The organism is Gordonia sp. CNJ-863 (genome assembly GCF_001942325.1).
GTDB classification, from domain to species: Bacteria; Actinomycetota; Actinomycetes; order Mycobacteriales; family Mycobacteriaceae; genus Gordonia; species Gordonia alkanivorans.
On record NZ_MKKG01000066.1, the window covers coordinates 122,453 to 134,521 of the forward strand.

General features: G+C 67.0%; 17 protein-coding genes. 6 read left to right on the plus strand and 11 right to left on the minus strand.

What is annotated here, in order from left to right; genetic code table 11:
• Positions 1–48: 48 nt before the first annotated feature.
• Positions 49–363 (minus strand): YbaB/EbfC family nucleoid-associated protein, encoded by a 315-nt coding sequence (locus BJF87_RS22305; protein ID WP_006360170.1) that lies wholly within the window; start codon positions 361–363, stop codon positions 49–51.
• Between the two features lie 8 nt (positions 364–371).
• The gene (locus BJF87_RS22310; RefSeq protein WP_075863931.1) at positions 372–758 is read right to left on the minus strand and encodes a hypothetical protein; all 387 of its coding nucleotides are present in this window, start codon (positions 756–758) and stop codon (positions 372–374) included.
• Positions 759–1,188: 430 nt separating this feature from the next.
• Between BJF87_RS22310 and BJF87_RS22315 the strand changes: the two genes are divergently transcribed.
• Positions 1,189–2,679 (plus strand): MinD/ParA family protein, encoded by a 1,491-nt coding sequence (locus tag BJF87_RS22315; RefSeq protein WP_075863932.1) that lies wholly within the window; start codon positions 1,189–1,191, stop codon positions 2,677–2,679.
• 9 nt (positions 2,680–2,688) lie between these two features.
• On the opposite strand, the gene BJF87_RS22320 is transcribed toward BJF87_RS22315, so the two are convergent.
• On the minus strand, positions 2,689–3,360 hold the full coding sequence (locus BJF87_RS22320) for a DedA family protein (RefSeq protein ID WP_006360173.1): 672 nt from the start codon (positions 3,358–3,360) through the stop codon (positions 2,689–2,691).
• 192 nt (positions 3,361–3,552) lie between these two features.
• Here BJF87_RS22320 and BJF87_RS22325 point away from each other — a divergent pair, with 192 nt between their 5' ends.
• The 3 genes from BJF87_RS22325 to BJF87_RS22335 all read left to right on the plus strand — a co-directional run bounded on the left by BJF87_RS22325 (position 3,553) and on the right by BJF87_RS22335 (position 5,864).
• On the plus strand, positions 3,553–4,623 hold the full coding sequence (locus BJF87_RS22325; RefSeq protein WP_006360174.1) for an alpha/beta fold hydrolase: 1,071 nt from the start codon (positions 3,553–3,555) through the stop codon (positions 4,621–4,623).
• A gap of 48 nt (positions 4,624–4,671) precedes the next feature.
• Positions 4,672–5,178, plus strand: coding sequence for a hypothetical protein (locus BJF87_RS22330; protein WP_006360175.1), 507 nt, complete (start codon positions 4,672–4,674; stop codon positions 5,176–5,178).
• Positions 5,179–5,246: 68 nt separating this feature from the next.
• Positions 5,247–5,864 (plus strand): TM2 domain-containing protein, encoded by a 618-nt coding sequence (locus BJF87_RS22335; RefSeq protein WP_075863933.1) that lies wholly within the window; start codon positions 5,247–5,249, stop codon positions 5,862–5,864.
• On the opposite strand, the gene truA is transcribed toward BJF87_RS22335, so the two are convergent.
• The 8 genes from truA to infA all read right to left on the minus strand — a co-directional run bounded on the left by truA (position 5,861) and on the right by infA (position 10,616).
• Positions 5,861–6,736 (minus strand): tRNA pseudouridine(38-40) synthase TruA, encoded by an 876-nt coding sequence (gene truA / locus BJF87_RS22340; RefSeq protein WP_075863964.1) that lies wholly within the window; start codon positions 6,734–6,736, stop codon positions 5,861–5,863. The genes BJF87_RS22335 and truA overlap by 4 nt on opposite strands.
• Positions 6,737–6,755: 19 nt before the next feature.
• The gene (gene rplQ / locus BJF87_RS22345; RefSeq protein ID WP_006360178.1) at positions 6,756–7,322 is read right to left on the minus strand and encodes a 50S ribosomal protein L17; all 567 of its coding nucleotides are present in this window, start codon (positions 7,320–7,322) and stop codon (positions 6,756–6,758) included.
• An 81-nt stretch (positions 7,323–7,403) separates the two neighbouring features.
• Positions 7,404–8,456, minus strand: coding sequence for a DNA-directed RNA polymerase subunit alpha (locus BJF87_RS22350; RefSeq protein ID WP_005197582.1), 1,053 nt, complete (start codon positions 8,454–8,456; stop codon positions 7,404–7,406).
• Positions 8,457–8,545: 89 nt separating this feature from the next.
• Positions 8,546–9,151 carry a 30S ribosomal protein S4 gene (rpsD, locus tag BJF87_RS22355; protein ID WP_006360179.1) on the minus strand — a complete coding sequence of 202 codons (606 nt, stop codon included), beginning with the start codon at positions 9,149–9,151 and terminating at the stop codon, positions 8,546–8,548.
• Positions 9,152–9,175: 24 nt separating this feature from the next.
• Positions 9,176–9,583: a 30S ribosomal protein S11 gene (rpsK, locus tag BJF87_RS22360; protein ID WP_004023536.1), complete on the minus strand. Its 408-nt coding sequence runs from the start codon at positions 9,581–9,583 to the stop codon at positions 9,176–9,178.
• The gene (gene rpsM, locus BJF87_RS22365) at positions 9,583–9,951 is read right to left on the minus strand and encodes a 30S ribosomal protein S13 (RefSeq protein ID WP_006360180.1); all 369 of its coding nucleotides are present in this window, start codon (positions 9,949–9,951) and stop codon (positions 9,583–9,585) included. Before rpsM ends, rpsK begins: the two co-directional genes overlap by 1 nt.
• A gap of 210 nt (positions 9,952–10,161) precedes the next feature.
• Positions 10,162–10,275, minus strand: coding sequence for a 50S ribosomal protein L36 (rpmJ, locus tag BJF87_RS22370; RefSeq protein ID WP_005207978.1), 114 nt, complete (start codon positions 10,273–10,275; stop codon positions 10,162–10,164).
• Between the two features lie 119 nt (positions 10,276–10,394).
• Positions 10,395–10,616: a translation initiation factor IF-1 gene (gene infA / locus BJF87_RS22375; RefSeq protein ID WP_004023539.1), complete on the minus strand. Its 222-nt coding sequence runs from the start codon at positions 10,614–10,616 to the stop codon at positions 10,395–10,397.
• 295 nt (positions 10,617–10,911) lie between these two features.
• Here infA and BJF87_RS22380 point away from each other — a divergent pair, with 295 nt between their 5' ends.
• Together BJF87_RS22380 and BJF87_RS22385 are read left to right on the plus strand one after the other, a co-directional pair.
• Positions 10,912–11,304 (plus strand): phage holin family protein, encoded by a 393-nt coding sequence (locus tag BJF87_RS22380; protein WP_006360182.1) that lies wholly within the window; start codon positions 10,912–10,914, stop codon positions 11,302–11,304.
• A complete protein-coding gene (locus tag BJF87_RS22385) occupies positions 11,301–12,044 on the plus strand; it encodes an SIMPL domain-containing protein (protein WP_075863934.1) in 744 nt (247 codons plus the stop codon). Before BJF87_RS22380 ends, BJF87_RS22385 begins: the two co-directional genes overlap by 4 nt.
• Positions 12,045–12,069 lie beyond the last annotated feature (25 nt).

Sequence of the window (12,069 nt, forward strand, 5' to 3'; positions counted from 1 at the left end):
CTTGTGAGTGCAAGTCCTGTCGATCGACCGTCTGTCGGCCGGTTCACGTCATTCACCCGCCGGACGCGCGCCGAGCATGTCGCCGAATGATTCGTTGAAATCCTCGGTCACCGATGCCACCCGCGCGTAGACCCGTTGTGCGGCAAGAGCCGACGTCGCCACGATCTGCTCACCGAGCCGGGTGGCGCCCAGTTCGTTCGCGCCGTGTGCGAGTCGGAGGTCGACCAGGGCGCCCTTGGCGTCCACCTCGACCGTCACCAAGCCGTCGGCCGAGGTCACCGTCACCGCGATCGCCTCGAGGTTCTCCTGGAAGGACCGCAGGCCGTCCAGCTGACGGGCGGCACGTGCCTCGAGTTCGTCCATCGCCCAACTCATCGCCGCAACCACGACGTCATGGCGTCGGCTTCCTCGTCGTCACGTTCTTCGGCCGCGGCCAGGTCCTCGGGCTGCGGCAGCTTCATCTCGTTGACGAGATCGCGATCCACCCCGGCCGCGAGCAGGTTCTCGCGCAACCGGATTCCGGCCGACATCGCGGACTGCTTGCAGAGGCGCAGGATGTCGGCGGCCAACAGTTCCGGATGCTTGTCGAGTTCGGTGGAGGCGATGTGCACGGCCACCGGCAGGCCTTGGGCCGTGGTCCGGACGGCGATACCGCCCGACCTCGAACGCGCTTGCGAGAACTGGTGGACGACGGCCCACGGATCGTCGCCGGTGCGCGCATCGTCGGAATGCGCTGCCGCCCCTTCGGTGTAGCTCATAGAAGCCGAACCCCCCTTCACGCCGATTTAGACGCAGACGGGGTTCCTCCCGGTTCCATCGAATTCCCGTTCGATGAAACCGCCTCCCCCAGATGCCGGTTCACCGGGTCGTCGACCAGCCACGACCACGGTGCCGCCCCGCCTCGCACCTGGGGTTCAAGTGCCTGATCCTGCCACAACTCGATCAACGCCACCACACGCCGAATTCGGTATGTAGAAGCGAGAGTGTGAGATGAACTGTGGAGCTCGTCCGAAATCCTCTCATACCCTTGGGTAGACTCTCGTCGACGCTGCCGGAGTCGGTCAGAGTGCAAGCAGATCGCACCGAGGATCGATGCCTCATCGATCCTCGCATGCTGCCGGTGATCATGCTCGCGCACAGATCACGGCTCGCCAGGTCGGCCCGGCCGCAAAACCAGAGGATTCCCCGATGACGTACGAGAACTCGACGACGCCCGACGGCGCCGATGCGCCGGCACCGCCCCCGTGGCTGCAGTTCGCGCCGCCTCCGCAGGAGCCGACACCGGCTCCGCAGCCACCGTCGGCGCCTCGGACTCCCGCGAACGACGACCGGGAGACGGATTTCCCGCCGGCCCCCGGCATCGCGCCGCCGAATCCCGTTCCGGCGCCGCGCCCCGATGCACCGCGCCCACCGGAGGAAGCAACCGCCGGTGCCCACACGCCGCCGGCTCCGGAACCCGCCCGTTTCCCCGACACGCCTCGAGGACTGGACTTCCACACGCCGCCCGCCGGCCCGCCGTTCGGGCCGGGACCCATGCCCACGTTCGACCACACACCCCCGCCGGCGACTCACCAGCCGCCACCGTTCCCGCAGACCGGGGCTCCCGGCCCCGCACATCCCGCCGGTCCGCCGGTCGGGAACGGCCAGATGCCGCCGGGACCGTTCGGTCCGGGCCCCGGACCCGCACCCGCGTATGCGGCCCAGCAGGCGCCCGCAGGTTACGGTCCGCCGCTGGGTGGTCCGTCGCTGGACGAGGTCGCACTGATCCGCAAAGCCCGACGCGCACCGAGTCGCGGCTGGCGGCGCGCCGTCCACACCATGTCGGCCGGTGCCATCAATCCCGGTGAGTCGCAGGGCGACATCGCCTACCAGCAGCTGCTCGAACGGGTGAACCGACCCGTGCGCGGCGACTACCGCATCGCGGTGCTGTCGCTGAAGGGCGGCGTCGGAAAGACCACGACCACCGTCGGTCTCGGCTCGACCTTCGCCTCCCTGCGCGGGGACCGGGTGATCGCCGTCGACGCCAACCCCGACCTCGGCACGCTCGCGCAACGTATCCCGCAGCAGACGCGTTCGACGGTCCGCGACCTGCTCGCCGACCAGAACGTGTACCGCTACTCCGATGTCCGGGCCCACACGTCGCAGGCCCCTAGCCGACTGGAAGTACTTGCCTCCGAACGCGATCCGGCGATGGCCGAGGCGTTCAACGAGGACGAGTACCGCGGGGTCGTCACCATCCTGCAGCGGTTCTACAACATCATCATCACCGACTGCGGCACCGGTCTGAGCCACTCGGCGATGAACGGTGTCCTCGACCTCGCGAACACGATCATCCTCGTCAGCTCACCGGCGCTCGACGGCGCACGCAGTGCCGGCGCCACCCTGGACTGGCTCGAGGCCCACGGCTTCGGTCACCTCGTGTCGCGGGCCGTCGTCGTGCTGAGTTCGTCGCGTCCGGGGTCGTCGACCATCGACACCGACCAACTCGGTCAGCACTTCCTCACCAGGTGCCGTGCGGTCCACAAGATCCCGTTCGACGACCATCTCGCCGAGGGCGCCGACGTCGACCTCGAACTGATGTCGAAGGCCGCCAAGCGGTCGTTCGTCGAACTCGCGGCCACCATCGCCGACGACTTCTCGGGCACCACGCTGCCGCGGGAAGAGCCGTACCTCGGGTAGACCGCCGGATCAGCGCTCCTCCGGCGGCGCCTCATCCTCGGGCGGTGTCACGTCCATTGCGGCGACGACGCCCTGCCGGCGTCTCGTCGCCCGCCAGCGTCGCGCGGCGTGGACGGACATCGGCACCACCACCGTGAGTACCGACGCGATGATCAGGATCTCGATGTTGTCGCGGATGATCGGCACGTTGCCGAGCAGGTACCCGGCCACGATGATCCCGCCCGCCCACGCGAAGCTGCCCAGGACGCTGAAGAACGTGAACGCGCGGTAGGGCATCCCGCTGAAGCCCGCGGTGAGGGGCACCAGCGTGCGGACGATGCCGATGAACCGGCCGAAGAACACCGTCAACGGCCCGAATCGGTCGAAGAAGGCGTTGGTCCGCGTCACGTACTGCGGCCCGATGCGCTGCATCATCCGACCCTCGACGACGCTGCGTCCCAGGCGGCGACCGATGAAGTAGCCGCACTGGTCCCCGGCGATCGCCGCGAGCGCCACCAAGGGGACCACCAGCCAGACCGGCGCGAACGGGTCCGGCTGCGCGGCGAACACACCCGCGGTGAACAGGAGCGAGTCCCCGGGGAAGATCACGCCGATCAGCAACCCGGTCTCGACGAAGACGAGGACGCACAAACCGATCAGGCCACCGGTGGCCACGAAGGACTCGACGTCGAACGGATTCATCAGGGCCCACAGTAAACGGTTCGCGCAGGTGAGAGCGGTGATCCGACCGAACGACCCCGCGGGCCGCGGTGGCGTCGCCGGGGACGGCCGGTCGGGTCATCCGTCCCACCCGACCGCCGACGCGCGAACTCCACGCAGGTGGGGTTTACTCGACCGTAAGCAGCGCACCTCGAGCAAGAAGGGGGAACCACAATGCCGTCGAGGACCCCCGGTCCGTCGAAGCCACCGGCTCCGGCCCTGCGTCCTGTTTCGGACACCGACGTTCGCATCGAATATCACACGATCCACGGTTACCGCCGCGCCTACCGGATCGCCGGCAGCGGTCCGGCGCTCCTGCTCATCCACGGGATCGGCGACAATTCGTCGACGTGGGACGAGGTCATCCCGATCCTGGCGCAGCGCTACACGGTCATCGCGCCGGACCTCCTCGGCCACGGCCGCTCCGACAAGCCGCGCGCCGACTACTCCGTCCCCGCGTTCGCCAACGGGATGCGCGATCTGCTGGTCGTCCTGGGCCACACCAAGGTCACCGTCGTCGGTCACTCCCTCGGCGGCGGCGTGGCCATGCAGTTCTGCTACCAGTTCCCGCGATTCGTCGAGCGTCTCGTCCTCGTCGCGGCCGGCGGGGTGACGCGGGAGGTCAATCCTGCCCTGCGCCTCATCTCGCTGCCCGTCGTGCACCAGGCCCTGTCCGCGCTGCGGATTCCGGGCGTCGTGCCGGGACTGCGAGTCGCGGCCAAGGCCGTCGCGGCCGCCCCGGTGCTCCCGTTCGCACCGGTGACCGCCACACCCAAACGCCTTCTCGCCGACCATGAGGACCTCATGCGCGTCCTCGGCGATCTCGCCGACCCAACCGCCTACGCGGCGTTCCTGCGAACCCTGCGGGCCGTCGTCGACTGGCGCGGACAGTCGGTCACCATGCTCGACCGCTGTTACCTCACCGAACGACTCCCGGTCCTGCTGATCTGGGGCGACGAGGACATCGTCATCCCCTATCACCACGCCGAACTCGCCCACTCCGCGATCCCCCACTCGGAACTCGAAACATTCGAAGGCGCAGGACATTTCCCGTTCCGCGACGACCCGGAACGGTTCTGCCGGGTGGTCATCGACTTCCTGTCGCGGCACGACCCCATCGTGTTCGATCCGCTGAACTGGCGGCATCTGCTGTCCGAGGGCGCGCATCCGCAGGACTTCATCGACGACGAGGACACACTCGAGATCGTCATGGAGGCCTTCGAGGACGAGCGCAACGCGACCTGAGTCGGCGCACCGCCGTCCTCCGTCACAGGTCTGTGCAACCATGAGTCCATGACCCACCCGGGCGACGGGCCGGACGGTACGACGCCGTTCGGCCACCAACCTTCCGAGTACGACTCGAGCCCCGGTTTCGCCGTGCCCGGGTACGGTGCGCCACAAGCGAATCCGGCACCGTATCAGTACGGCGGCGCACCGGTCCCCGAGCAGCCGCTCGTCGTCATCGGCGACATCACGTGCACCCAGAACTTCGTCATCACGCCGTCGGGTACCTGCCCCATCGCCGGTACGCAGTGGATCGTCACCGACATGTCCGTGTCGACCGAACGGATGTCACAGACGGGGCTGGTACTGGCCATCGTGGGCTTCTTCATGGTGTGCTTTCTCAGCCTGCTGTTCCTGCTGATGAAGGAACGCAGTACCACCGGATACATCCAGGTGACCGTGCGCGGCGCGGGCGGCTTCCTGCACGTCACCAACATCCCGGCGTATTCGCCGGTCACCATGGGTGACGTCTCGGGTCGCGTCAACTACGCCCGCACCCTTGCCGCGATGGCCTGACCGCACGACCCGACACGACCACACCGACCCGACGACACCACGCAGGACCCACCGAGGAGGACCGACCGATGACCAGCCCGGAGAACCCCGGCGACAAGCCGTACGACCCGTTCGTGAAACAACCCCCGCCCGCGGACACCTCCCAGCCGGGCACCCCCACCTACGGCACCGACCCGAACGCGGGATACGCGCCGCCGCCCTCCGGGACACCCGACAATGCCTCACAGGGATACGGGACACCGCAGGGATACGAGGCCCAGCAGCAGTACGGCACCCCGCCGCAGTACGGGGGCGGGCAGCAGTACGGCGCACCCCAGTACGACGCCCCGCAGTACGGTGCACCCCCGTACGGTGCACCGGCCGGCTACGGCTATCCCGGAGCACCGGATCCGAGCGCGCCGTACGGCCGCGACCCCGCGACCGGCGAACCGTTGTCGGACAAGTCGAAGCTCGTGGCGGGTCTGCTGCAGATCTTCCTGGGCACGCTCGGTGTCGGCCGTTTCTACATCGGCGACAACACCATCGGCGGCATCCAGCTCGGCCTGACGATCATCGGCTACATCACCGCGATCTTCCTGATCGGATTCGTGCTGATCTTCGGTGTGGCGATCTGGGCCCTCGTCGACGGCATCATGATGCTGACCGGAAGTGTCCGGGACAAGAACGGCCTCAAGCTCGCTAACTAGCCTCCGCAGCAACCGGTGGCCCCGCGCACGTCGCGGGTCACCGTGTTGCGGGCGGCGAGTTCGTCGTCGGCGGGATAGTCCACGCCGACCAGGCACAGTCCCCTGGCCTCGGCCACCGGCACCTGCGAACTGCGCGCCTTCTCCGCGAGCAACGCACTGCACCAGTCGACGCTCCGCCGGCCGTCGCCGACGCTGGCGACGGCACCCACCAGCGACCGCACCATAGACCAGCAGAACGCATCCGCGCTGACCTCACCGACGAGCACGCCGTCCGCGTCACGCGTCCACGAGAAGCGCTGCAGGTCCCGGATCGTCGTCGCACCCTCCCGCCGCCGGCAGAAGGCGGCGAAGTCGTTCAGCCCCAGGAGTTCCGTCGACGCGGCGTTCATCGCGTCGACGTCGAGCGGGCGGCGCCAGGTCGCAGTCGTCCGCGCGACCACGGGTTCCGGCCGCCACCGCGAGTCGTCGAGCCGATAGCGGTAGTGGCGCCGTAGCGCGGAGAAACGCGCATCGAACGCGTCCGGGACCACCCGGACCTCTTTCACCCGGATGTCGTCCGGACACATCTTCGCCAGCCGGCCGACCAGCGTCGACGGGTCCCCGGCGATCGACCGCGTCTCCAACGCCGACCGCGGGACGACGGCGTGTGCGACTTGCCCCGTGGCGTGCACACCGGCGTCGGTCCGCCCGGCCACCGTCAGCCGGACCGGGACCCGCAGGATCGTCGACAACCTGGTCTCGAGTTCCTCGCATACACTGCGCTGCCCGATCTGCCGTGCCCACCCGGCGAAATCGGTGCCGTCGTAGCCGAGGTCGAAGCGCAGACGACAGAACCCGCCGGCACCGGAATCCGGGCCGACGGGTTCGGTCAGCAGTTCTCGACTCAGTCGACTACTTCTTGTCGTCGTCTGCGTCGGTGGTCGCCTCTTCCGCCTCGACGGCGGTGGCAGCGGTCGACTCGTCGTCGACGGCCTCGGCGACAGCGTCGGCGTTGGCGACCTCGGCGTCGGTGGCGTCGGCCTCGACGGCCTCCACCACGTTCTCCTCGGCCTTCTTGGACGCGGCGACACGGGTCGCGCGCGACGCCTCGCTCGACGCGGTGGTCTCGCGAACCAGCTCGATCACGGCCATGGGGGCGTTGTCACCCTTGCGCGGCAGCGTCTTGATGATGCGGGTGTATCCACCGTTGCGATCGGCGAAGAACGGGCCGATCTCGTCGAACAGCGTGTGCACGACGTCCTTGTTGCGGATGTCCTTCAGCACCTCACGGCGGTTGGCCAGCTTGCCGGCCTTGGCGTGGGTGATGATCTTCTCCGCGTACGGGCGCAGGCGCTTGGCCTTGGCCTCGGTGGTGGTGATGCGGCCGTGCTCGAAGAGCGAGGTGGCGAGGTTCGCCAGCATCGCTTTCTGGTGGCTGGCCGACCCGCCGAGGCGGCGTCCCTTGGTGGGCTTGGGCATTGTCTTCTCCTAGGAGGACTCCCGATCACTCGAGCGGGAAGTCAGGGTTTGGGCGAGCGTGACAGCCGCCGCCGGAGGCGACTAGAGCTGTTCGGTTTCGGCGAAATCCTCACCGGAATCGGCGTCGAACGACGCGTCTTCCGACCACGTACCGGTGGCGGGGTCGTATCCGGCGACCTGCGACGGATCGAAGCTGGCCGGGCTGTCCTTGAGGGACAGGCCGAGTGCGTGCAGCTTGACCTTGACCTCGTCGATCGACTTCTGGCCGAAGTTGCGGATGTCGAGCAGATCCGACTCGGTCCGGGCAACCAGCTCGCCGACGGTGTGAACACCCTCGCGCTTGAGGCAGTTGTACGAACGGACGGTCAGCTCGAGATCCTCGATCGGCAGGCTGAACGACGCGATGTGGTCGGCCTCCGCCGGAGACGGTCCGATCTCGATGCCCTCGGCCTCGACGTTGAGCTCCCGGGCGAGCCCGAAGAGCTCCACCAGGGTCTTGCCCGCCGACGCCAGCGCGTCACGCGCGCTGATCGAGTTCTTGGTCTCCACGTCGAGCACGAGCCGATCGAAGTCGGTGCGCTGCTCGACACGGGTGGCCTCGACCTTGTAGGTCACCTTGAGCACCGGCGAGTAGATCGAGTCGACCGGGATACGGCCGATCTCGGCACCCGACGCCTTGTTCTGCACGGCCGGCACATAGCCGCGGCCCCGCTCGACGACGAGCTCGATCTCGAGCTTGCCCTTGTCGTTCAGGGTGGCGATGTGCAGATCGGGGTTGTGCACGGTGACACCGGCCGGGGGCACGATGTCGGCGCCGGTGACGGTGCCCGGACCCTGCTTGCGCACGTACATGGTGACCGGCTCGTCCTCGTCCGAGGAGACCACGAGGCCCTTGAGGTTCAGGATGATGTCGGTGACGTCTTCCTTGACCCCGGGGACGGTGGTGAACTCGTGGAGCACTCCGTCGATGCGGATGCTGGTGATGGCAGCACCCGGGATCGAACTGAGCAGGGTACGACGCAGCGAGTTACCGAGGGTGTAACCGAAGCCCGGCTCGAGCGGTTCGATGACGAACTTCGACCGGTTCTCGGCGATGACTTCCTCGGTGAGGGTGGGTCGCTGTGAGATGAGCATTTCGTTTTCTCCTTTGGCCGCCCGCTATATGACGACCTCGAAAGTGAACCGAACAGCAGGTAGCTGTCGGGCTGGTCTTGCTCGAGCGTCTACTTGGAGTAGAACTCGACGATGAGCTGTTCGGTCAGCGGGACCTCGATCTGAGCGCGCTCGGGCACGGAGTGCACGAGGATACGCAGGGTCGAGGGCACGACCTGGAGCCAGCCCGGGACCGGACGATCGCCGACGAGCTCCTTGGCGATCTGGAACGGGACGGTCTGCAGCGACTTCGGACGGACGTCGATGATGTCGTACTGGCTGACGCGGTAGCTGGGGACGTCGACCTTCACACCGTTGACGGTGAAGTGGCCGTGGCTGACCAGCTGGCGGGCCTGACGACGGGTCCGTGCGATGCCCGAGCGGTACACGACGTTGTCGAGACGGGTCTCGAGGAGCTTCAGCAGTTCGTCACCGGTCTTGCCGCTGCGACGATTGGCTTCCTCGAAGTAGCGACGGAACTGCTTCTCCATCACTCCGTAGGTGAAGCGCGCCTTCTGCTTCTCCTGCAGCTGGAGCAGGTACTCGCTCTCCTTGATCCGCGAGCGGCCGTGCTGGCCGGGCGGGTAGGGGCGACGCTCGAATGCGGCGTCACCACCGATCAGGTCGACGCGAAGGCGACGAGACTTCTTTGTTGCGGGGCCGGTATAACGAGCCATTTTCTCTGTTCCTCCCTTTCCCGACTAGACCCGACGCCGCTTGGGCGGACGGCAACCGTTGTGCGGCTGCGGGGTGACATCGGAAATGGTGCCGACCTCGAGGCCGGCTGCCTGCAGGGAGCGGATCGCGGTCTCGCGACCCGAACCCGGTCCCTTGACGAAAACGTCGACCTTCTTGACGCCGTGCTCCTGGGCCTTGCGCGCAGCGTTCTCGGCCGCGAGCTGAGCCGCGAACGGGGTGCTCTTGCGCGAGCCCTTGAAACCGACGTGGCCCGACGACGCCCAGCTGATGATGTTTCCGCTGGGATCGCTGATCGACACGATGGTGTTGTTGAACGTCGACTTGATGTGCGCGTGGCCGTGCGGGACGTTCTTCTTATCGCGACGGCGGGTGCCCTTCTTGGGGCCTGCGCTACGTGACTTCGGAGGCATTACTTCTTCTTCCCGGCGATGGTCTTCTTCGGGCCCTTACGAGTGCGGGCATTGGTCTTGGTGCGCTGTCCGCGGACGGGCAGGCCACGACGGTGGCGCAGACCCTGGTAGCAGCCGATCTCGATCTTGCGTCGGATATCGGCCTGCACCTCGCGACGCAGGTCACCCTCGACCTTCACCGAGGCTTCGATGTACTCACGCAGCTTCGAGACGTCTGCGTCGGTGAGATCCTTCGCCCGGAGGTCGGGGCTGAGGCCCGTTCCCGCGAGGATCTCCTTGGAGGTGGTGCGTCCAACTCCGTAGATGTAGGTCAGTGCAATCTCCAGCCGCTTTTCGCGGGGGAGATCCACACCAGCAACACGTGCCATGTGGCGGATTTCCTTTTCGATTTCCAGAGGTCTTCTCCCAGTCCGTCCCGCGAGCTGGTGCCGAACCGTGTGTCCGGCCTCGTGGGCTCCGGCCTCTGATCCGGAGGTAGGCGGTGACGCGTCTGTCGCCGCTGGTGCTGAGAGGTCTTCTGATCTTCAGTTGTCTGTATTCAGTTGTTCTGACTCAAGCGACCCGGAGGGTGCGCGTGATCAGCCCTGACGCTGCTTGTGACGCAGGTTCTCGCAGATCACCATGACCCGACCGTTGCGGCGGATCACCTTGCACTTCTCGCAGATCGGCTTGACGCTCGGCTGAACCTTCACGTCAATCTCTCCTGCTCGGCTCGCCCGCGCGCACGCCTGAACACGGCCGTACACGTGGGTGTCGGTCTCCTCCCAGACGGATGTCCGGGAAGTCTTCTCCCGGCGAGGCCGGGAAAGTCTTATTTGTAGCGGTACACGATTCGCCCACGAGCAAGGTCGTAGGGCGAGAGTTCCACGACGACCCGGTCCTCGGGCAGGATGCGGATATAGTGCTGCCGCATCTTGCCGCTGATGTGGGCGAGAACCTTATGACCGTTCTCCAGCTCAATGCGAAACATCGCATTGGGCAGGGGTTCGATCACTCGACCCTCGACCTCGATGGCCCCGTCTTTCTTCGCCATTTCCTCCGCGATCCTGGCCGTTTCCGCGACACCCGGGTGGTGCTGCGTCGTTGGCCCGGTTGAATCAGTGTTTGTCCGTTAAGGTGTGGTCACCGCTCGGCGAGGACCAACACCCGGTGCGAGCGCTCCGATCCGCGTGGGGACACGCGGATGCGGGCACGCGAGACGCACCGACGATCTATGTTACGCGAACTGCGGGAACAGTCCAAATGCGTGCCGGTCGGCCACCGCATTCCGCCCGACTCGCACATCAGACGGACGTTTCCGGCACGGTCGTACTGGCAGACTGTTGCGCATGCTGGCATTTCTGGTCCGCACCGTGTGCACCGCGGTGGCGTTGTGGGTGGCGACTCTGATCGTCCCGGGAATCGAGTTCGTAGGCGGGTCGACGACTGCAGAGAAGGTCGGGATCGCGCTGGTCGTGGCGGTCATCTTCGGCGTCCTCAATGCGTTGGTGAAGCCGATCGTGCAGATCATCTCGATCCCCTTCTACATCTTGACGCTGGGGCTCATCCACATCGTGATCAATGCGCTGATGCTCGAGATCACCGCCTGGATCACCCGGAACACCACGCACTGGGGTCTCGAGGTCGACGACTTCTTCTGGTCGGCGATCTTCGGCGCGATCGTCGTGTCGGTCGTCGGCTGGCTGCTCGGGCTGCTGATGCGGGACCCGGTGGACCGATGAGCACGGTGACGAGGACCCTGAAGGGCCTCCGGCGCATCGGGGTCGTGGCCGTCGTCCCGGCGCTGGCCCTCACGCTCGCGGCGTGCGGCAGCGACGGCGCCGTCGACCAACAGCGGTCGGTCACCGTCGTCGGCACCGGACAGGTCAGCGGCGCGCCGGACACCCTTCGCGCCGACATCGGCGTCGAGGCGACCGCGGGCGACGTGACGACCGCACTGAACGAGACGAGCGAGAAGGTGCGCGCGGTGACCGATTCCGTCGTCGACGCAGGCGTGGAACGCAAGGACGTCGCCACCCAGCAGGTGTCGGTGACCCCGCAGTACTCCAGTCCCGCCCCCGGTGGCAGCAGTCAGATCAGCGGCTACATGGCGACCAACTCCATCCGCGTCACGATCCGCGACATCTCCAAAGCCTCCACGGTCCTGAGCGCAGCCGCCACCGCGGGCGGCGACAACACCCGGATCAGCAACGTCTCCTTCACCATCGACGACGACTCGCAGCTCCTCAAGGAGGCCCGGGAAGCGGCGTTCGACGACGCCCGCGGCCGCGCCGAGCAGTACGCCTCGCTTGCCGACGACTCACTCGGCAAGGTGCTGACCATCAAGGAGACGACCAGCGGTCAGGAACAGCCCGCCTCTCCCGGCACCTTCGAGCGCGACGTCGCCGCGTCGCCCGTGCCCATCGAGCCCGGCGAGCAGGAGCTGACCTTCACGGTCACGGTGACCTTCGGGCTCAACTGAGCGCTGAGAAGCGCCCCTCAGAGGC